This is a genomic window from Aureispira sp. CCB-E (assembly GCF_031326345.1).
Lineage (GTDB): Bacteria > Bacteroidota > Bacteroidia > Chitinophagales > Saprospiraceae > Aureispira.
Genome location: NZ_CP133671.1, coordinates 1,952,156 through 1,973,748 on the forward strand (window position 1 = coordinate 1,952,156; position 21,593 = coordinate 1,973,748).

Below are 21,593 nucleotides of genomic sequence, written 5' to 3' on the forward strand. Positions count from 1 at the left end.
TATAAACAATTTGTGACTCGAAATGTTACAATAGTATAAAATTCTTCGAAATAAAATACACACATTATAATCATGAAAAAATTACTTCAAGCAACCTTAATTATAACATCAATTATTGTTTTATGCTCGTTTACTACTCCAACAAAAATAGCCAATACAACTCCTGATAAGCATGTCTTTTTGCAAGAAGGAAGCAAAGCTCCTAATTTTGTGACCAAAGATGTTTTAGGAAATCAAATCAAATTGAACAAGGTTTTAAAAGATAAAAATGTTCTGATTACATTTTTGCGCCCAGCATGGTGTCCAATTTGCAATGCACGCACACATGAATTGATTAATTCTTATCAAGAAATGAAAGAAAAGGGAATCGAGGTTATTGCTATTTATCCTTCTTCTGAGGAAGAACTGCAAGGCTATGTAAAGGATATGAATATTCCATTTACAGTAATTGCGGACCCTGATGAGGAATTGTATAAATTGTATGGAGTAGAGCGCTCAGTGGCAAAATACAAGCGTACCTTGAAAGAAAAAAAGGCATTGGAAGCAATGAAGAAGGGACAGGATTTGTACAAAGAAAATGACAACAATTATGGAGGACTTAGAGAGGTTCAAGCTCCTATTATTCCTGCGGATTTTGTCATTAGCCAAGCTAAAGTAATTGAAACAGCACATTATGGCGATTTTATTGGCGACCATATTCCTGTCAACGATATTGAAGAAAACTTAACTTATGATTTTGATCTACTAGAAGATAACATTCGATTTTAATCACAATAAATTTAGTTTGTAAATGGTGCATGATTGAAAGGTCATGCACCATTTTTATTATAGGGATAATTGAAAATTATTTGAGGAAAGTTTATCTTAGATGACTTGAGTAGGTGATTTTTTTAAGGAAGAAGAAACGCTCATTTCCATGTTTATTGTTAAGAGAAATTATTAGCCTATGCTTGATTTTTTTTGAGAAATGGCTATAATTATTTTGAGAAACTTAGAATTTTGTACTTGCGATCATCAGGTGGAACATTTAGTTTAGAGCTTATTCAGTTAATAAGTCAACTACGCTATGAAAATGTATATACTCACACTTTGTTTTTTAAGTTATAGTACGATTTGGGCACAAGATCAATTGCCTTTTGCTTATTCTGATAACCAACAGAGCGAAGCAGTTTTAGAAGTGACCAAACCAATTCAAACTGTATGGAACAATCATACAAAAGTAGCCGCCTCACAAACAGCAATCATTGCTTATCCGAATCCAACCAAGCAAAAAGTGACCCTCTTTATTGAAAAAGAATTTTCTTCGATACATTTAAAAGTTATAGATGGAAAAGGAAAAACGATGTTGATAGATTTAGAGGTAGAAGGAAAGTATTATACCTTTGATTGGTTGAATTTAGCAGTCGGAACGTATTATTTTTTGATAACCATAGATGGTCAAACGGAAGTACTCTCTATGGAGAAAAATTAGGCTGTTCCATATTCTCATGGAAATAACCGAATACTCAAGATTAAGATAATGTATAACTTCCAAATAATCAGAGTGAAATCCAAATAATAAAGCAGCGTTAAGGCTGTTTTATTTATATGGTTTTTCGTGTAGTTTCGTCGCACACATTAACACCTATAGAACGAGACTATGCCTAATTTAATTTACCTACTACTGGTACTATTGGGAGCAAGCCCCATAGTAGCCAATCCCATTGTTATTACAGAAATCCATCACAGCCCCAACATATTGGGAGGAGAATTTTTAGAACTACACAATAAAAGTCAATCTGCTGTTACCCTTTCTAAGTGGAAATTCACAAAAGGAATTGAGTACACTTTTCCAGAAGGAACAATTTTAGAAGGTGGAGCTTATTTGGTAGTTGCTAAACGTGTGAAAGTAATGCTTGATGAATACGAATTGGGAGAGCGTCAGCAAGTTTTAGGCCCTTTTAAGGGACGTTTGAAAGGAGAGGGAGAGTGTCTTGTTTTGAAAAACCATTTGGGAGAGGAAGTAGATCGAGTTAATTATAAAGACAAAGCAACATGGCCGTATTGCAAGAAAAAAGTAGCTTGTTCATTACAATTAATAAACCCAGCATTTGATAATCGGATTGGTCAGTATTGGGAAGTAGCTACGCCTAGCCCTACACGGCCGAACACTCCTGTGTTTACTCCCCATTTGTTACCAATTATTAAGCATGTGGATCAGTATCCTCAAGTGCCAAAATCCAACGAAGCAGTAACAATTGTTGCCAATGTTAGGAATGCCAAAGAAGTACAATTGTGGTATCAAGTTGTTGCCCCTGGATCGTATATCGCATTGGAGGATTCTACGTATCAAACCAATTGGATGATGTTAACTATGTTAGATAATGGCAAGGAAGGGGATTGGGAAGCTAATGATCGAATCTATACCCTCAAAATGCCACCCAGTTTGCAACGACATCGCCATTTGATTCGGTATAAAATTATTGCAAAAGGAGATAGTATCAGTATTGCACCACGACAAAGCCACCCTCAACCTAATTTTGCCTATTTTGTCTATGATAAAGTACCTACTTTTTGTGGATATAGTTTTGACTCTTTAAGGACATTACCTGTTTGTCACTTGATTGCCAAGTCCAATGATGTTCAATATTTGATTTATGAACACGAAGCTCGAACTTATAAAGCAACAGGAACGGTTGTTTATAATGGAGTCGTCTATGATCATGTAGGGTATCGAAGTCGAGGTTATAACAATCGGCATAGTCGAAGAAAGCGGAATTTAAAGTTTAATTTCCATAATAATGCTAAAATAGAAGTTGTTAACAATCAAGGAAAAGCTTACGCTACTCGGCGGAATAAATTGGTATTGTCTGGTGGTTGGTTGTTGGATAATCCTAATACACATGGTTTGTCTGAATCGGTTTTGTATCGATTATTTCGTTTGCAAGGAACTAGTGCTAGCCATGCCGATTATTTGCACCTGAGAGTTGTGCAACATCAAGAAGAACAAGATAGTGTAGAAGGTGATTTTTGGGGATTGTATCTGATGTTAGAAAATTACGATGGTGATTTTTTAAAAACACATGACTTGCCCAACGCCAATATTTATTCTTATAAGCCCTTTAAGGTAAGACATAAGTCTAATCAGAAGATTGGATTGCAGCAAAAAAAATATGTGGATTGGGATAGCAGTTGTTATCAACAGCATTCGATAGAATGGTGGAAAGAAAACTTGGATTGGGAAAACTATTTGGGGTTTTTGATTGGAAATGAGCTTATTGCTAATAAAGAGTCTGGTTATCGGAAACAGCATTGGTGGACAGAATATCGACATCCAGAAAAAGGTTGGCAATTTTTTCCTTGGGACGTTGACAAAACATGGACTAGTTCTAGAATTAAGAGCACTATTTCTTCTGGAATTTTTAAGGCTGCATTTGAGCATCAAGCACTAGAAATTGCTTATGAAAATGAATTGCGTTCTGTCTTGGATTTGTTGTTTAATGAAGAACAAATGTTCCAACTAATTGATGAACAAGCGGCTTTTATTTATCAACCTAGTTTGAACTATTCGTTTGTTGATTTGGATAAGTTGCGATGGGGGCATGAATATGAAGGGAGCTTTGAGAACCAGATCGGTCAACTTAAGCGTTTTGTTCAGCGAAGACGTAAATTCATACTTCAAGAGATACTTCACGATAGTATTCCTGATACACCTACCATTACTTACCATGGTAGTTCACAATATGAGGTTGATGCCTTGAAATTTAAGATAGGGAACATTGATAGAGAAACAATACAAGCCGTAGAATGGCGTATTGCAGAAGTTAATAAGAAAGATCAAAAATTACATTCGGAAACAGATCCTAAAATCTATGAAATTGTGACTAAATGGGAGGGGAAGTATAGAACACCTTTTGAGACTTTACTTTCACTTCCATTGGGAGCAGTTCAGCCTAAGCATCGATATAGAATTCGAGTTCGGGTGCAAGATACAATAGGGTATTGTAGTCATTGGTCGGAGCCCATCGAATTTATACCTCAAAAAATGCCAGATAACTATGGAACAGCCTTAGTTATTAACGAATTATTGTGGCAATCTAAAGATGGTTTGGAGTTTATAGAAATTCATAATCCTAGTACAACAACAATTCATTTGGCTCAGTTTGAATTTAAGGCAGGTATTCATTTTAAATTTTCTGATACCGCCCTCATTAAGGGAGGAGAATATTGTGTGTTGACGAATAATTCAAAATTGTTTAAATCAGAGTACGGGTTTGAAGCCAATGGTAGTTATCAAGGGAAGCTGTCTAACAAAGGAGAGCGATTGATGTTGTACAATGCTTTTGGTGAATTGGTTGATAGTGTGCATTATGTGACGTATTGGAATGATAATACCCAAGAATGTACCTCTTTGGAACTGGTTTATACAACAGCAGACAATGCACTAGCAGCCAATTGGAATTGCTCTGTTAATGTTCAGGGAACACCAGGGCGAATTAATTCAGTTCTGAAAGAAACAAGCGATACGCTTCAGCGATTGTGGATAATGTTGAGTATTTTACTTTTGGGGGTAGGGGGATATAAGCTGAAAGGAAAAGTAATTCCTACGGTATAGTCGATAGAAAAATAAGGCACTACTTCTATTGGAGTGCCTTACTTAACGGATGTAGAATAACTAAACTAACAACAACCTCCTCCATCATAGAAGTAAGTAGATTCGGAAATGAAAATATCATCACGCTCCAAATCTAACAAGGCTTTAGCCGTTTTGTCACAAATAGCAATGGGTTGATTTTGTAATAAGGTATGCCCTTTTTGATCGTCAAAAAAGGCTTCGTTGCCGTAATAAATGGCGGTTTTCCCTGTAAATACACAAGGACCGTCAGCGGGCATAGGGTCTTTTATCGCACAAACCTCTACACTCTCGATGTAGATCAATTGATCTGTTGCATAGTGCTTGGGGTCTAAGATTCGATAGGGGCGCTTGGCGCGTATTTCGACGGTTCCAAATCCCACACTGGTAATCATATCAATATAAGATTGTAAAGGAATTGACCCACTTAGACACAGTGCACGTAGTCGATCATCGTGGCGTAATTCTTCTGGCATATGCTGCTCGCAGATTGGATCTGACATGACTAAACGTCCATGAGGCTTCAATGTACGATAGATTTCTTCTAAAGCCTTCTTAAGGTCATCTAGTTTGAAGATGTTGAACAGGCAATTTTGAGCAGCAACATCAATAGAAGCATCTTCTACGGGCAGATTTAGTGCATCTCCTTTTTTTAAATCAATGAATTCGGATTTGAACCACGGATTTAGCGTTTCAGCTTCTTTGAAGTTTTGACGGGAGGCTGTTAGCATTTCATCTACTACATCCACGCCAATAACACCAGAAGGTTGACGGTTAAAGTAGGCAAATTGGAGTAATTCCATCCCGCCACCAACACCAACATATAAAACTTTGGGATTATTAACCAAATCCCTTGGGTTGACGGTACTGCCACAACCATAGTTCATTTCCAACATAATTGAAGGAATTTCTAATCCAGGCAATTGCCAAATAGGTGTTGTCGTACAACAAAGCCCTACATCAGGTGTTTCTGCCGCCTGTTTATAGACATTTTTAGTAGTTTCTAAATAGTGTTTTTCCATAATTTGAAATTTATGAATCCTTGATAATAATTGAGAAAATAAAAATGCAGGGGACTTAGTTGTAATGTTGTAAAGCTAGTATAAAAAAACATGAGTCATCCCGAATTTTTCGGCGATGACTTTTTTTTTGGAAAAAAGATAGGAATCTACTAGATTTAATTACCACAAAAAATTAGAGATTCCTATGTATTATAATAAACTACAAGATACAGAAAATATCAATAAAGAGAATGGAGCAGGATGGACAATTTTACATCGCTCACATCAATACTTGTCTAAATTACTCTTAAAACTAGATGAAGATTTAGATAAACGTTTGGTGCGTACATTTTATAATGTATTTATAGCAGTTTTAATGTCAAGAAATCGTTCAGATGCCTTGCTATTGACCGAGTTAGGCGCCTTAGTTCTTGGTCCTAAAAAAGCTAAAGCAGGAGTAAAACGTGTGAGTAATTTATTTCGCAGTAAGAAATGGGATTACCAAATAATAGATCAACATTTAGAAGAAGAGTTTGTTGCTAGATTGGAAGATAAGCAAGAATTAGGAAAAAGTTGGTTGATGCTCTGGGATGATAGTGTACTAGAAAAGCCCGAAAGTTGGTTTAGTGAAGGGCTAAGCCCAGTACACAGTAAGAAGAGTCAACGGTTAACACGAATAAAACCAGGTTATTATGATAAGCATAAACGTATTTGTGTTCCTGGATTTGAGTGGTCGGGTGCAGTTTTAACCTCCTTGCATGCGAAGGAAGTTCCTCAAATATCTAAAATGCGTTGGTTTGCCACAAGAGGTAAACATAAAGAGGAAAGTTCGGAGATATTTTATCGGATGTTTAATGCTCTAAATAAACGTGTAGCATCTACACAAGCGGATGTGCTTCATGTCTTTGATAGAGGTTATGCCAATGGTGTTTTTGTAGAACGTATGCTCAACTTTAAAGCAAAGTTTCTAGTTCGTTGGAAAAAGCTTAATAATTTGATTGATGAAAATGGAGTGAAGAAAAATACCTATCGTCTTTCTCTGGGACAAAAAGCTAAGGATCATCGCCTAATATGGGATAATATTCGGAAAGAAACGAGAAGCGTCAAAATACTCTACCGAAAAGTAGCTCATCCATGGTTTCCCCAAACAGATTTATACCTCGTTATTGTTCGTGATAAACGCAAAGGCACTTCTCCTATGTACTTGCTAACCAATGAAGTAATTGACACTTGTGGCAAAGCATGGGAAATGTTCTATTCTTATATGAAACGATGGGATATTGAACAGGTTTTTAGATATGGAAAATCAGAGTTGGGTATGGAGTCTCCTAGGCTTTGGTTCTTTGAAAATCGTCTTAAAATGTTGATGTTAGTTACTTTGGTAATGGATTTTTTGTTTCGGATGTTGAGGAACTTTAGAGCAACTATGACTACTATCATTAATATTTGGTGTCCTAGAACAGGAAATCGGCACCGAAAGACTTCGATGCCGATTTACAGACTTAGAAAAGCCATCCATTTTATCTTAACATTTTTATTTTGTCAATGTGCTTTAGAAAATTCGGGATGACTCATGTTTTCAATACCTTATTAATGTTAATAGTTGGCTATTTTTTGCTAATCATGGTTGGATTAGTGAACAATTATTTTTTTTGAAGGATTACTTAAGTGCCTCAATTTCTGCTTTTAGTGCTTCAATTTGAGCTTGTTGTTCTTGAGTTGCTTTGATTAAAACAGGGATTAACTGTTGGTAAGTCATACCCATACGTTCCAATTCTATTCTTGTGTATTCTTCTGGTTTTGCTTCATCCAAAATTTTGTTGTCGTGCGTTTTGACTGCTTCAGGAACCAAAACCAATGCTTCTTGAGCAATCAACCCTAATTTTCTATCTCCAAAAGGATCTTGTTTTAATACATAAGAGACAGGACGCATTTTTAGTACTTCTTCTAAGCCATAGCTTAACTCTTTGATGTCTTCCTTTTCTCTTAAATCAGAAATATTAACAAAATTATCAGCATAAACATCGTCCCATCCACGTACAGTTGTAGAAAAACCTAAATCTCTATTGATGTGTGTAGTCGGAGAGAAGGCATTGTTAATAGTTGTTTCTGAGGAGTTATCCAACAAATACTCTACCGAACCTATCCCAATCGCGGTTCCTGTAGCACCAATACCACGATCAAAGTCAGCAACATAATCAACAGTTGTTCCACCTACTGTAGTTCCATTGCCATTATCAGAAAAAGTAGAAGCCGTACCAAATCGAACTAAGTTCTCATCAGCATCTAACCAAAACATATTTGTTCTTGTGTCGGACTCCATACGAACATCAGCGTTGTTATTGCCTTGCTCATTAAATACAGAAGTACCATTACCATGAATGCGGTGATTCATAGCATTGTTTTCGTAAACATCAATGATTCCATCATCAGCAGAGTCAAAAATACGAACAAGTATATCGCCACCGTTTACAGCGCCATCTCTTAGATAGATGTCATCAGAGTGGTATGAGTTGCCTAAAACATTAAATGTACCAGCAGAGGTTGCTGTTCCAACAGATACTCTGTTCATGCCTGCATCTACAAAGAACATGTTGGCATTGCCATCCGATTCTATACGGAAATTTCTATCTAGCCCTTGCTCATTGAAGATGAATTGGCTGTTAGCATCTAAATCTACAGAAGTTACCCCGTTTTCTCGAATGATAAAACGACCATCATTGCCATCGTCAATTAGTTGAGCAAGGATAGTACCTCCTGTATTTTCGTCTCGCCAGTAAACATCTCCACCGAATGCTGTGTTTCCATCATCAAAAGCAGAAAAGTGATTGATGCCATTGTCTTGAATGTGAAAATCTCCAGTATTGGATAAATTAAATACGAATTGACTATTAGGATTAGTAATGGTTGTGTTTTCAACTAATGTACCTCCCAAGCGAATTCGATCGGCACCAGCATTAACATAAAGACCGTTGTCAGCAGCAGCAGTTAGAGTAACTGTTCCTGTCGTTCCACCTCCAACAATCCCTGCACCAGCATTAACAGCAGTAATATCCCCATTAGCAGGAATAGCTTGAGTCGCCAAATCTCCATTGGCATTGGCAATAACCATGCGATTGCCTGTTCCTGCCAATGTTGAAACTCTGGTTACACCAACGACATGTAATTTTTGAGCAGGTGTGCCTGTTCCAATACCAACTCTATTAGTTCCTGCATCTGAGAAAAAGTTATTTGCATCTCCATCCGATTCAATTCTAAGGTTGCGGTCTAAGCCTTGTTCGTTGAAGATAAATTGGCTATTAGCATCTAAGTCTACTGATGTAGCTCCATTTTCTCGGATGATAAAACGACCATCGTTACCATCATCAAACAAGTTTGCTAATAGTGTACCACCAGTATTGCCATCTCTCCATTCAACGTCCCCACCAAATCTAGATGTGCCATTATCTAAGACTGTAAATTTGTTAACGCCATTGTCTTGAATATTAAAATCACCAGTATTGTTAAGGTTAAAATTCATAGCAAATGTGTTGGCAGAAACGGTTGTATTTTCGATAAGCGTACCTCCTAAGTGTATAAAGTTGCCTACATTTCGCAAACCATTTCGACCAGATTCATTTAAAGAGGCTAAATTAACGGTTCTCGTACCACCACCATCGGTAATGTTCAGATTGGTGCCAGAAAGCGAAGCACCGGTATTGTATTCGTTACCAACTACAAAGTCGGCATCGTTGACCAAAGAGGCTAAATTAACGGTTCTCGTACCACCGCCATCGGTAATGTTCAGATTGGTGCCAGAAAGCGAAGCACCAGTATTGTATTCGTTACCAACTACAAAGTCGGCATCGTTGACCAAAGAGGCTAAATTAACGGTTCTCGTACCACCACCATCGGTAATGTTCAGATTGGTGCCAGAAAGCGAAGCGCCAGTATTGTATTCGTTACCAATCACAAAGTCGGCATCGTTAACAAGAGCGGATAAATCAACTGACGTAGAAGCTCCATCTTCAATATTGATGGTTAAGTTGGTGCCTGTAAGAGTGGCACTTGTTAAGTTTTGGTTATCTGTTCCAGCGCTAGTTGATAATCGAGTCCATTGAGTACCTGCCCAATAATAAAACCCTTCTCCACCACCGCCAATTGTAGTTGCATTGGTATTCCATACTAAGAGACCTGTTGCTGGAGTAGTGACGGGGGCTGGTGAGTTGATATTGCCAATTGAAATTTGGGGGATTAATACGCCTCGGTTGGCGTCTGTAATGTGCAGTTTTGCACTTGTGTGTGGGGTGTTTGTTCCGATACCTACATTTTGGGCATTTAGACCTAGGCTTGCGCTAGCTACCAATGCAGGTATTGCAAGAAGCTTGTAAAAGTTGTTCATTTGGAGAGTGATTTAAAATATAATAATGGTTTATTTAATATTTAAGGGGAATGATTAAAAATTTAGTTTTACCGAGTAAATATAAAGAAAAAAAAATTAAAAACAAGCTATGTTTAAAAGAAATGAATTGGTTTCTTTTGTTAAGTGTTTGTAAATCAATTTATTGTTTGATTATTTGAGAGGGGGATATATTTTATGTTCGAAAAAGAAGTACATAAAATAAATAGCAATTCTTTTTTGATGAAGGAGGGAGAAAGTAGTTTTATGAATTTTGTTTTGAGATATGTTATTTTTTATTCAATTGTAGTTGAATGTTATAGTTTGTTTTTTTTGTTTATCTATTTACTTAAATTATAAATAGAAATATGTGTTCTTCTAGAGCTACTATCTAGGAGCCTTCTCAATAATTGTAGTTTAAGTAAACAACTTTGGAGTAGTGAAGTTGGGAGAGTTGGTTTATTGTTTATCGTACTTTTCTTCCTTTCCACTCGTATCGTTTGATAATATTTCCTAGTAAGCCGACTACTGAAATATACCACCAATGAAAAAACAAAGAGGGAATAAACGCTCGCATTAGTTTGGGTCGATCAAAGAAAGAAGTCATCATTCCTAGAAAAAAGAAGTCTGCAAAACCTTTGGCGATAAATTTGAAAACAAACCAAAACAGGAATAAATAATTGAAAGGAGTTAGCAAAAGATCAACAATCATACTAAGGCATAAAATCCAAACAATGGCAAGGATAACTATTGTCTGCCAATTGGTATACGCACCAGATTTGGAAGCCCAACGGATGCGTTGTTGAAGAAAGGTTTTGACAGTTGGTTTGGCATAGGTCAAGGTTTGTGCTTGCTTGTTTTTGAGATAAGCAATTTGATTCGGGTATTGTGCCGCAATTTTTTGCATCAATAGCATATCATCTCCTGAAGCTAGATGGTCAATTCCTTCAAATCCATTAACAGCATCAAAAGCAGTTCTTTCATAAGCCAAATTTGCACCATTGCATAAGTTCATAAATCGCCCTTTTATGCCTGCTCCCGAAACAGCCATCATTCCCATAAAATCTAATGTTTGAAATAACTCAAAGATTGAGTTTTCTCGATGAAAAGAAACAGGGGCAGCAATTAGCTTGGATGGATATTCTTGGTAATAACTAACGATATATTTGAGCCAGTCTGTACCCATGCTACAGTCTGCATCTGTAGTCACTATCAAGTCTCCTTTAGAATGCTGAATAGCGAATTGAATGGCTTGCTTTTTTCCTCTTTGGTTCGGTGGTAAGTTTAGTAGGTGGATATTTTTATGATGAAATGAATGGACAATATCAGCAGTTTGATCTTCGGAGTGGTCATTGACAATCCAAATATCTAATAATTCAGAAGGGTAGGACTGGGCTAAAATGGCTTCTAAGCATTGTTGAATATTATCCGCTTCGTTTCTTGCTGCAATAATAACACTAACAGTTGTTCGAAAGGAATAATTAGAGGGGATTTCCCACTCTTCTATCAAATTCCAATAAAATATGTATAATAAAATTATTACTAAGTAGCATAAAATGAGGAAGATGGATAAAGTGGAGTAGAATATAAGCATGGAAAGGAATGACAAATTTTTGGTAAAAAATTAGGTAAAAATTGACAAAAGTACTACTTTGAGAGAGCAGACAAGTAGCCTCTAAAAATAGGAATAAAATTTAATAGGATAAACATCCTATTGATTCCAAACAAAAAAAAAATTGAGTGACAAATTATAGTATTTAAAAGTATTTTTTGTAAAAAACTCAAAATAAAATTTAGGCTGTTTTTCTGATTTTAGTTAGCAAATTATTAGTAGTCAGTAGGTTGTGGTGGTGTGTTGCTAAAAGAACGCTCAAAATAAAATAGAGTATGAAGAGATTATTTATACTTACCATCTTATCTATTATATCTTTCTTGCCTACCACTCAAGCACAAGAAGACTCTTATGCGCAAGATGCTGTTCAACTGGCTGCTCGATTAGTAGCCAACCAATCTACAGGGGAAATATCTGAGCATTTAGTTTATTCTATTGAGGACGCTTTGGTTGCTATTGCGCAAAGTCCTTATGTTGCGGCAACCGCGGTTGCGCATCAATATCGTATTCACACGAGTCCAACAGCTAATGTTTCGAATATTCGAATTATTTTGGGCAGAGAAGCAGAATGGAGTGAAGCTATTTCTGAAAACCCTATTCAAAAAATCTTTCCTAACTATGAATTTTCACTAAGTGTGGTTGAAACTACGGATGCTTACGTGGTTTTAGACCTTTCTAGTGTGAGAGCAATTAATATGAAATTTATTGCTAGTCAAATTTCTTATTTGGATCATGTTTGGATGGTTGAACTCCCTAGTGCAGATTTGAATAAAGACGATATCCGACTAAAAGAAATAGAGGGTGGCTATGTGATTACTTACATTTATCACACGGGAAGTTGTGAGGGAGCTTGTGGCGATACGCATTATTGGGATTTTGAAGTCGAACACAATGGAACTGTGACTTTTTTAGGAGAACACGGAGCAGATTTGTCTATTAATTCTTTAGAAACAGAGGAAAACTTTTATTCATTACTAAAAGAATTAAGACCTTAGAAGGTTGCTTATTTAGGTGGTTCATCTTTGTGGCTGTTTTGTTGCAATTAAAATCACAAGCAAGCTCAGAAACGTTTTTATTTCAAACTCAAAAGAATGAATGGATATATCCACACTTAAATTACTTCAAGTTTTAACTCATTACGGATTACATTTTATAGCTCCTAGTATTCTTGCTTATATTTTTTTTAGAGACAAATGGCGAAAAGCATGGTTGTTAATGGCGTTGACAATTGTAGTTGATGCAGACCATTTGTTGGCTAATCCTATCTTTGATCCCAATCGATGTAGCATAGGTTTCCATCCCTTGCATACTTGGCCAGCGATGTTATTGTATTGTTTTCTGTGTTTTTTTCCAAAAACGAGAATAATAGGTTTGGGATTATTATTTCATATGTTGACCGATTATCAAGATTGTATGTGGAGTACTTATATTCAATCCTTGGATAGAACAATGCACTAATGAACGGTTGTTAATTAGGTAGTTAAGTTATAAAAAAGAAAAAAAACAGTTGTCTAACTTTTTAAAGTTTGGCAAGAATTGGCAATTTCTTGGCACAAATGAGCTGTCATCCTGATACAAAATTCTACATCTTTACCCTCGGAAATCAAAATGATTTCTAATAGTAAAAGGGGACCCAAAGGTCTAATTATTAGGATACACGAAGGGGGTTTGTGTATCCTATTTTTTTATTAAAAAAACTCCCTCTAAAAAATAGAGCGAGTTAGTATTTAGTATTATTGACTATCCTTTAAGAACGGCCAAAGGAGTTAATTGAACCATAATTTCAGCCAAATCTTTTTGATTCTCCATGACGATATCAATATCCTTATAAGCCCCCGTTGCCTCATCCAAATCCGAGGTATGTCGAATGGCATGAATGACGCCTTTTTGGTTTAATAATTCAATTTCATGTGCTAAATTTAGTTCACGTTGCGCCTGTTTTCTTCCTAGTTTTCGCCCTGCTCCATGCGAACAAGACATAAAAGATTCAGGGTTGCCAAGACCTTTGACAATATAAGAGCTGGTCCCTTGTGATCCTGGAATCATTCCTAATTCGTCTTTGAAGGCACGTGTAGCTCCTTTTCGATGAACCAAAACATTTTCTCCGTAATGCTTTTCCCAAGCAGCAAAGTTGTGTGATTTATTAATAATTTCATCACAATCAAATGTCCCTATAACTTCTGTAAGTGCTTCAACCATTCGTGTCATCATCAATTTTCGATTCGCCAAAGCATAAGCAATACAGTAATTCATTTCAGCAATATAATCCTTTGCTTCTTGTGTCTCAATAGGCAAAAATGCTAGCTCCATTTTTTTGGTGACCACAGAGTGGTAACGCTCATTCATTTGAATTGCTAAATTGTTGTAATGTTGTGCAACGGTATGCCCTAAAGCACGGCTACCAGAGTGGATCATTATCCAAATATAACCATCAGAACCTTGTTGGATTTCAATGAAATGATTGCCACCACCTAGTGTGCCAATTTGCTTAGTCCCTTTGGGGTATGCACGAGAGACAATTTGCAAATCTTCATATCCTTGTGGCATTAATGTTTCATCTTGAGGTTCAGCATGCCAGTTGAAACCTAGAGGAATCAATGTGCGGGCAATAGTTAATGTCTTTTTTAAGCTTTCTTTAGAAACGTGCGTTAAACTTGTACGCATGGCACACATTCCACAGCCAATATCAACCCCCACAGCATTAGGTATGACAACTCCTTTGGTTGCCAAAATAGAGCCGATAGGCATGCCATAACCTTGATGACTATCTGGCATAATAGGAATGTGTTTAAATGTGAATGGTAGGTTTGCCAAATTTTTAGCTTGTTCCAATGCGCCATCTTCTAAATCTGTCAACCATAATTTAATAGGCTTTTTCTCCGTTGAAATTACTTTTTTCATAAGTTTTGTATCGTTGTGCTGCTGATTTTATGAAACTAGTCAAAATATCAAACCAGCGGGTTATTTAATGATGATAGTACAAAACTAAAATAGTAGTGCGCAGCCTTGTTGCGTAGTTCTGGAAAAAGAATTTTTTAATAAAAAAAAGCAATCAATAACTAGATTGATTGCCATTCTAAAAACTATTAAACTTAGAAATAATGCGACTACTTAGAACTTACACCCTATTGTTGCTCCAAATAGTAATATATTAACATCATAATTATAGGTAGATTGAGTGCCATCGCTTGAATAGATTGAACCTGGAAACATATGTATGTATTGAATGTCAAGACCTATGGAAAAACGTTTTAGTCTGAATTTAACAGATGGATTTACAGAGAGACCAAACTGTACCAAAGCAGCCGAATTAGAATTAAGGTTATTGCCTAGGCGCTGGGCAAAACTAGTGGTTAGTCCTGCATTCAAGTTCAACTCAAGACCATTTTTTTCGGATAACTGTATAAAGTTAGTAGAACCAATGTTGAGTGGATTCATTTTATAAGTAATCGGGAAAAAAGAGCTTTGATTGTTTGTTCCAAAGGGAATAAGTGAACCTATTCTAGCCCAAATAATTTGAATGCCAGATTGGATTTTCTTATTATTTTTAAAATACCATTTATTGCCTAGTCTAAATGAGTTTTCAGTAACAATATCTGTAGAACTAACAATATAAGCATTGGGCTCTGGTAGATTGGTATGGTAATTATAAGCACTGATAGCTGCTCCAGCACTAATAATACCATCTACAAAGAAACCATTCCCAAAAACATTGCTTTTGGGCTCCAAAAATTGGTCAGATAGGCTAGAAGGATTAAAATCAGCAGAAAACATATCTTTGGGCGCATATTTCATGAATTCCAAAGAACTATTGGCTGATTGAGCGTAGATAAAATTGGAGATACTTAAATAAAAAAGTATGGAATAGATAGATTTCATAGCTAAAATGTAAGGAAAGAATGGATTGTTATAAATAAAAACAGGCAAAATGGATTACTACTAGTTCGCATTTTTGTTGAAAAATCTAATACAAGATATTTTTAATTTATTTACCTGTGTGGTGTTTCTATCTATTCAACCGCTTGGCAAAAGAACCTCCCTACCTTTTGATAAAAAAATGGTAATTAAAGTTATTATTTTAATCTGGTGCTCTACCAACTGAGCTACTCAATGAGAAAGGATTTGAACCTTTGACCTCCAGATCCGTGATTTTTAGAAGGAAATAACTTTTAGTCCATTATTTTTTGCACAACACCTTGGCTGTGTTTCTATAAAAAAATAAGCTTGTATTATAAGTAATCCAAAAAATTATATACTGTTCTACCAGTTGAACTACTTTGTTTGCCCGAAGGAAAACAAAGGGTGGACTCGAACCACCACCTGTAGCGTGGAAGGCAAAGGAGGAAATTTTCTCTAGTCCTACACACAAGCTATCTATTCTTAGTAACGTTCAAAAACTAAGCTTTCAAAAATCTTGCTGTAAATCGAAAGATTATTTTTATCGTTACTTAACACATTACTCTGTTGATTTTTTGCTTTTTCATAAAAAAATCAACAGAGTATTATTAACAAAAACGGCAAAGAAACACACTGTCAGTTTGGAAGTGGTAGAAGGAAGTGTGTTATAGTCCGTTATAATTTTTAAAAGAGGGAAGGGATGTTATTGTATAACCAAAACGAGTTAGGAGTCGAACCTAAAGAAGGAAATAACATCTAAGCCTCTTGTTAGTATAATAATTGTATTGGTGTAACTTTAGTTCCTACTGTGCTATTATTTTGAAGCACTAAGGATTTTTTTATTATTAGTGGAAACTAAAATAGCTATGTTGATTAAAAGTCAAGGTGTTAGAAGGAAGCTATTTTTAAGCCACTAGTTTAAATTGATTCTATCTCGTAGAAAATTGATAAACCTATTTGTTAGAAAAACAATTTCTATGTAGTAGAAGGAAGCTTTATCATATGCCATAGATAATGGTTGAGCATGGGCTTCCTAACCCAAACCTAGTTCGAGTTAGAAAGCGAGCTGCTCATGGGAGCAGTTTGACGAACCCAACCAAAGTAAAATAAATTACTTAAATCAATTCTGTTAAAATCTGTTCTACATCCGTTGCGTTATACGTACAGTCTTTTACACCAAACGTAATGCTAGCATTTTCCTTGTAGGTTGTCAATTGCGCATTTCGAGCAGCAGCATGTGCCTGTGCTAACGTGCCAATAACTGGTCGTGTTTTGGTAAAGTTTGCCAATTGTGCACATAAAAGAGCCACATCATTGACAGACCCTTCTACATTATTATGAAATTGAACGCTAGAAACATACAAATCTGTTGAAATGATTTCTTGAGCTGCAATATCGACCATTAAGGGTACGGCATATCCTCCGACACCATTCAAGTCAAATTTGTTGGCAACTGTTTTTATATCAAAAGTTTTTATATCAGAAGTTGCCTTGTCTCTCAACATCCAACCTGCGTGGCAATCCATATCTCGGAAGTGTTCTCCTGAATATTTGTGCACTTGAACCGCTAAGTAACGTACCTTCTTTTTTAATTTAGACATCGTAATGTCTATAAATTCTGCAGCCCCGTATGGTGCTGACTGAACATCACCAGAATGTACAATACCATTGCTAAAAAGTTGGGTATAAGACACATGCCCTAAATAGTTGAAGTATTCATCAAATTGGATACAAGACAAATCTAAATCGGTTCGCACGGCGGTTTGTTTCCAATAAATAAACAAGCGCAATACTTTAGAAAAATCTGTTTTAATACGACTTCCTTTACCAACGGTTAAGATGCCATCTGAACTTTTTCGTTGTTGCAACGGAATCGTATAATTCATTAATTCAGGATCAATCCAGACAGTTTCTTCGTTCCAAGGTTCTTTGTCAGTCAAGGCAGTTTTAATTGCTTTTTGAATGCAAAGCATAACTTTATCAATCTGAAGCTCCGAAAGGGCAGCAAAAGCATTGTTAGTTAGAACCTTCATCTTTCCTTTTTTGTTAACAACCGTGCGATAGGCAGCCTCATTAATTTCTGAAAAATAAGCTTGCATTACCAATAAATTTTTCAAAGCTACCTTGGCGATATTTTTTTCAAAAGAAGCCAAAATTTTATCCAACTCTTTAGGAAAACGTCGAAGTACCTCGTGCAATTTTCGGGCATAGACACCTGGTTTGTTTTCCAAATGTTTTAACAACGCATCTACTTCTGCCAAGGCTAATAATTGCTCTGTTCTAGAATGGTAGGTTTCAATTTTTCCATTGCGTAAAGCATCAAAGACCTCAGCCGTACGTGGGTATTGCTTGCTGTATTCAAAAGGGTGCAAATAGCGTCCAATTTCTAGCCAAAGTCCTTTGTATTTATTCAAGTCCTCTGCTAAGCCAGATGATTTTTCTAAAATAGCCAAAACAACTTTTCGAGCTTTTCTTGGTAATTTAGGAAACTTGATTTTTTGATTTAGACTAACATCAGAACCAGTAAGAGCTGCGAATAAACGCAAGACATCTGTTGCTGTTTTTGCCAATTGAGCGACCGCTTGGTAGTCCTCTTTTTTCCAAAAATATTGCATCAGCAAAGCTTTCGTTTCTTTAAAAACGATTAAATCACTATCTAAGTCATTGGCACCAAAAAAATCTAGCAATTCGTATAGATCCTCGTGCAAAGCTTCTTTGATCGAAGATTTAGAATAAACCAAACGAGCCAAGTAAGCCTTCAGTTCATCCGCCAAATCTTCATCGTGTACAATACGCAAATCAATCCATTCGACATGGGCATCACCATTCTTAGAAATATTTTCAGCAGCCGCTAAATCAAACAACTCTTTAGATTGCATTTGAGAGATAGGGTCTGCGCCAAACTCTTTGAGATTAAATAGCCATTTAGGTACTTTAATACCATTTTCTAATGCCACAGTATCGGGAAAGAGGTCAAGGATATTTCCAATATAGCCAATGATTCGTTTACTAAAATACACAGCATCGTTGGGAACTTGCTCTGGAAATTTTTTAAACAAAGGGACATACGTCACATCGCCACCTCGTTTTTTGGTCAAGGTGCTCATCAAATGTTTGTAATCCATTAAAAAAGTACTAGAAACTTCTTGTAGTATCTCTGGGTTGGTAATACGATAACCTAATTGAGCCAACTCTGCCAAAAAGGTAAGTTGATGCGCTTGGCTAAGACCATTTCCCTTTGCAATTCCTAAAATATTCAATCTATTTAATGCGATTGTTTTCATGGTAACTAGTGTTTAATGGTATTAAAATAGAGGCTGTGGAAGGAATCAAACCTTCTTATCTTGGGTTGCAACCAAGCACCTAAATCAGTCGGACACACAGCCGTTTTATAGTCAAATGTATGTTTATCGTAACATTACTCTATTGAAAAATCAACCAAGTATTATAGTAATGCTGCGATGTCTAAATACCCATAGTATCGAGCTTCTTCTCTAGCAGTTGCATAGTTATCTATGCAAGTTCTTAACGTTGTATTGGCTCCGTTTTTTAACAGTAATCGAACTGCTTGTATATCTTTTCTAGCTACTGCCATATGCAAGGGAGACCAACCATTAACAGCTAGTTGATGTTCTTTTGTTCCAATGTCAATAGGAGCGTTGTAGTCAATTAATAATTGCATGATAGTGTATTTGCTCGGCAAATATCTGTCGATGCAAGAATGTAAAACAGAGTACCCTTCTTCGTCTACAAAATTCAAATCAACTTCTTGAGAAAGCATCCAAACAACCGATTGGAAAGAACCACAATCAATAGCATTGGTAATCCATCTTCGACCAATCAATGCATCGCAACCATTTGGAAAGTCATGGATTTTTTTGGCTAACTTGATCCAATCAATTGTTGAACCTTGCCTCAATGCATGGATGACCAAATTATAAGATGTCAGGTTAGAAGCCATTGTTAGGTAATATTTTATTGTTGCACCCTGCTCCGTTTTGAGCAGGGGCGAATGATCTATCTAGTTCTATTTATTCTCTTAGTGTTTGTTGATAAAACAAAGATGAAATACTTGTGCGCAATCTTTTTGCGTAGTTAATAATTTTGTCTATTTTTATTTTTCATTACTCCGTTGAAAAATCGTATCAGTTTGATTATCAGTAAGATGTATTTCTATTGACTTTTGTAGTAAAAGGCTGATAATCAAACTGATACAAGATGCTTTTTTATGTTTTTTATAGAAAAACTAAAAAATCAACGGAGTATTAATTTTTAGTAGTAAAAAATATATTCTTTGTTTTTGTTGTAAATTATTGTTAGTTAGTGCTTTGTGTTTTTTTTGTTTTTTGTGTGGAGTATGTTTTTTTAGCACTATTTTATTAAAATATTCCCAATGCCAGTTAACAGAAATGCGCTTATTCGTTATAAAACAATTGATAAATGCCTCCAAAATCGCTATAGAAAGTGGACATTGGATGATTTGATAGAGGCTTGCTCGGATGCTTTGTACGAATACGAAGGAATTGACAAGGGGGTTAGTAAGAGAACTGTTCAAGGAGATATTCAAATAATGCGCAGCGACAAACTAGGGTATAATGCTCCTATTATTGTTGTTGATAAGCGTTATTACACCTATGAAGAACCCACTTATAGTATCACCAACATTCCGTTAACAGATCAAGATTTAAGTATGCTGACAGATGCCGTGGCATTTATGAAGCAATTCAAAGGGTTCTCTCATTTTAAAGAGTTGGATGGTATGGTTCAGAAGCTAGAAGACCACATCTATTCTCAAAAAACAGCGACCAAACCTGTTATTGATTTTGAAAAAAATGACAACCTAAAAGGTTTGGAGTATTTGGATACCTTGTATCAAGCTATTATCAAAAAACAAGTGCTCAAAATAACGTATCAATCGTTTAAAGCTAGAAAAGCAAATCGGTTTGAGTTCCATCCTTATTTGCTAAAAGAGTTTAGAAATCGTTGGTTTTTGATCGGTGTTAGAGAAGGAACAGTAGGGATTATGAATTTGGCTTTGGATAGAATAGAGGGGATTGAACCAAGTGAATTGTGGTTTAAGGAGGAAGAAGGGTTTGATGCAGAAATTTATTTTAAAAATGCAATTGGGGTTTCTGTTAGCCCGACGGCCAAAGTAGAGGAAGTGCTTTTGTATGTTAATTATCAGCATGCTCCTTATGTGTTGACAAAGCCCTTGCATCATTCTCAAGAATTGATAGAAAAAGACCACTATGGAATTACGATTGCATTGCAAGTGCAGCATAATTTTGAACTAGAAAAAGCTATTCTAGGTTTTGGAGAAGGTGTAAAAGTTTTAGCTCCCGAAAAGTTGCGACGAAAAATAAAAGAGCGCATCAATGCCAATATTGATCTGTATAATACAGAAATTACAGAGCGTGGTTTGCGAGCAGCAGGGCAAAAATTAAAACACAAAGGATACGCTGTTTTAAATCATTTGTATAGCCAACGAGAAATTAAGCAATTGGGGAGTTTACTGCATAAAAAAATAGGAGAAGATTTAAAAAATGGAAGCGGCGTTTTTCGGCAATTGCTTCTAGAGCACCCCACTTTAATTAAGGTGATTATGAATCGAAATCTAACTCGGTTAATCAAGCACATAGACCCCAATGCTTTCTTGGTAAAAGCCACTTTCTTTAGCAAAGCACCTAACCAATTACCGCATCAAGCGTGGCATCAAATGAACAATTTAAGTATTGATACTTTGTCAAAGTCCATTGATGTCTCAAAGACCATTTCTGATGATTGGGTTGGTCGTGTGTTTTGTGTGCGGATTCATTTGGATGATGTTAAGGAAGACAATGCACAACAACTGGTTTTGGCAGGTTCTCATAAGAAACGGTTCACAAAAGAAGAGATTGATTTGTTGAGCAACAACAGCAACCCTTATACCTTAGATTTGTATAGTGGAACAGCCTTGGTAACAAGTGCTTTGTTGTTGACGCGTTTTTCAATAGCTTCGGCTCCCAAACGACGTCGAGTCTTACATTTAGAATTTAGCTCAAAGCACTTGCCCAATGAGTTGCAATGGACGGAACAAATGAAGTTTTGATAGCC

The 21,593-nt window shown here is 36.1% G+C and carries 14 protein-coding genes; 7 read left to right on the forward strand and 7 right to left on the reverse strand.

Annotated elements, in window-relative coordinates; all coding sequences use genetic code 11:
- The first annotated feature begins 72 nt into the window (after positions 1-72).
- The 3 genes from QP953_RS07385 (at position 73) to QP953_RS07395 (ending at position 4,594) form a co-directional block, all read left to right on the forward strand.
- Positions 73-768: a peroxiredoxin-like family protein gene (locus QP953_RS07385; protein ID WP_309554481.1), complete on the forward strand. Its 696-nt coding sequence runs from the start codon at positions 73-75 to the stop codon at positions 766-768.
- Positions 769-1,066: 298 nt separating this feature from the next.
- Positions 1,067-1,471: a T9SS type A sorting domain-containing protein gene (locus QP953_RS07390; RefSeq protein WP_156039747.1), complete on the forward strand. Its 405-nt coding sequence runs from the start codon at positions 1,067-1,069 to the stop codon at positions 1,469-1,471.
- 168 nt (positions 1,472-1,639) lie between these two features.
- Positions 1,640-4,594 (forward strand): lamin tail domain-containing protein, encoded by a 2,955-nt coding sequence (locus QP953_RS07395; protein WP_309554482.1) that lies wholly within the window; start codon positions 1,640-1,642, stop codon positions 4,592-4,594.
- A 65-nt stretch (positions 4,595-4,659) separates the two neighbouring features.
- Here QP953_RS07395 and arsM read toward each other — a convergent pair whose 3' ends face one another.
- The gene (gene arsM / locus QP953_RS07400; protein ID WP_309554484.1) at positions 4,660-5,634 is read right to left on the reverse strand and encodes an arsenosugar biosynthesis arsenite methyltransferase ArsM; all 975 of its coding nucleotides are present in this window, start codon (positions 5,632-5,634) and stop codon (positions 4,660-4,662) included.
- A 184-nt stretch (positions 5,635-5,818) separates the two neighbouring features.
- Between arsM and QP953_RS07405 the strand changes: the two genes are divergently transcribed.
- A complete protein-coding gene (locus QP953_RS07405; protein ID WP_052600389.1) occupies positions 5,819-7,183 on the forward strand; it encodes a hypothetical protein in 1,365 nt (454 codons plus the stop codon).
- Between the two features lie 90 nt (positions 7,184-7,273).
- Here the strand turns inward: QP953_RS07405 and QP953_RS07410 are convergent, their stop codons facing one another.
- Entirely contained in the window at positions 7,274-9,994 is a 2,721-nt protein-coding gene (locus QP953_RS07410) for a tail fiber domain-containing protein (protein WP_309554485.1), read from the reverse strand.
- Positions 9,995-10,457: 463 nt separating this feature from the next.
- Positions 10,458-11,501, reverse strand: coding sequence for a glycosyltransferase (locus tag QP953_RS07415; RefSeq protein ID WP_052596214.1), 1,044 nt, complete (start codon positions 11,499-11,501; stop codon positions 10,458-10,460).
- Positions 11,502-11,878: 377 nt separating this feature from the next.
- Between QP953_RS07415 and QP953_RS07420 the strand changes: the two genes are divergently transcribed.
- Both QP953_RS07420 and QP953_RS07425 read left to right on the forward strand, forming a co-directional pair.
- Complete coding sequence (locus tag QP953_RS07420) at positions 11,879-12,598, forward strand: hypothetical protein (RefSeq protein WP_052600148.1); 720 nt, start codon at positions 11,879-11,881, stop codon at positions 12,596-12,598.
- A gap of 100 nt (positions 12,599-12,698) precedes the next feature.
- Positions 12,699-13,061: a DUF6122 family protein gene (locus QP953_RS07425; protein WP_309554486.1), complete on the forward strand. Its 363-nt coding sequence runs from the start codon at positions 12,699-12,701 to the stop codon at positions 13,059-13,061.
- A gap of 282 nt (positions 13,062-13,343) precedes the next feature.
- Here the strand turns inward: QP953_RS07425 and QP953_RS07430 are convergent, their stop codons facing one another.
- The 4 genes from QP953_RS07430 to QP953_RS07445 form a co-directional block, all read right to left on the reverse strand.
- Positions 13,344-14,504, reverse strand: a complete 1,161-nt coding sequence (locus QP953_RS07430) for an RtcB family protein (protein ID WP_052600146.1) — start codon at positions 14,502-14,504, stop codon at positions 13,344-13,346.
- Between the two features lie 210 nt (positions 14,505-14,714).
- On the reverse strand, positions 14,715-15,482 hold the full coding sequence (locus QP953_RS07435) for a hypothetical protein (RefSeq protein WP_309554487.1): 768 nt from the start codon (positions 15,480-15,482) through the stop codon (positions 14,715-14,717).
- Between the two features lie 1,133 nt (positions 15,483-16,615).
- Positions 16,616-18,784, reverse strand: coding sequence for a hypothetical protein (locus tag QP953_RS07440; protein WP_309554488.1), 2,169 nt, complete (start codon positions 18,782-18,784; stop codon positions 16,616-16,618).
- A gap of 161 nt (positions 18,785-18,945) precedes the next feature.
- Positions 18,946-19,461 (reverse strand): ankyrin repeat domain-containing protein, encoded by a 516-nt coding sequence (locus QP953_RS07445; RefSeq protein WP_309554489.1) that lies wholly within the window; start codon positions 19,459-19,461, stop codon positions 18,946-18,948.
- A 432-nt stretch (positions 19,462-19,893) separates the two neighbouring features.
- Here QP953_RS07445 and QP953_RS07450 point away from each other — a divergent pair, with 432 nt between their 5' ends.
- Positions 19,894-21,588, forward strand: a complete 1,695-nt coding sequence (locus QP953_RS07450) for a WYL domain-containing protein (protein ID WP_309554490.1) — start codon at positions 19,894-19,896, stop codon at positions 21,586-21,588.
- Positions 21,589-21,593: the final 5 nt, after the last annotated feature.

Bases quoted from the DNA above. Each gene is read 5' to 3' on its own strand.
- QP953_RS07405 (WP_052600389.1), top strand. From the start codon at position 5,819: ATGTATTATAATAAACTACAAGATACAGAAAATATCAATAAAGAGAAT.
- QP953_RS07410 (WP_309554485.1), bottom strand. From the start codon at position 9,994: ATGAACAACTTTTACAAGCTTCTTGCAATACCTGCATTGGTAGCTAGC.
- arsM (WP_309554484.1), bottom strand. From the start codon at position 5,634: ATGGAAAAACACTATTTAGAAACTACTAAAAATGTCTATAAACAGGCG.
- QP953_RS07450 (WP_309554490.1), top strand. From the start codon at position 19,894: ATGCCAGTTAACAGAAATGCGCTTATTCGTTATAAAACAATTGATAAA.
- QP953_RS07435 (WP_309554487.1), bottom strand. From the start codon at position 15,482: ATGAAATCTATCTATTCCATACTTTTTTATTTAAGTATCTCCAATTTT.
- QP953_RS07420 (WP_052600148.1), top strand. From the start codon at position 11,879: ATGAAGAGATTATTTATACTTACCATCTTATCTATTATATCTTTCTTG.
- QP953_RS07440 (WP_309554488.1), bottom strand. From the start codon at position 18,784: ATGAAAACAATCGCATTAAATAGATTGAATATTTTAGGAATTGCAAAG.
- QP953_RS07425 (WP_309554486.1), top strand. From the start codon at position 12,699: ATGGATATATCCACACTTAAATTACTTCAAGTTTTAACTCATTACGGA.
- QP953_RS07395 (WP_309554482.1), top strand. From the start codon at position 1,640: ATGCCTAATTTAATTTACCTACTACTGGTACTATTGGGAGCAAGCCCC.
- QP953_RS07385 (WP_309554481.1), top strand. From the start codon at position 73: ATGAAAAAATTACTTCAAGCAACCTTAATTATAACATCAATTATTGTT.
- QP953_RS07445 (WP_309554489.1), bottom strand. From the start codon at position 19,461: ATGGCTTCTAACCTGACATCTTATAATTTGGTCATCCATGCATTGAGG.
- QP953_RS07390 (WP_156039747.1), top strand. From the start codon at position 1,067: ATGAAAATGTATATACTCACACTTTGTTTTTTAAGTTATAGTACGATT.
- QP953_RS07430 (WP_052600146.1), bottom strand. From the start codon at position 14,504: ATGAAAAAAGTAATTTCAACGGAGAAAAAGCCTATTAAATTATGGTTG.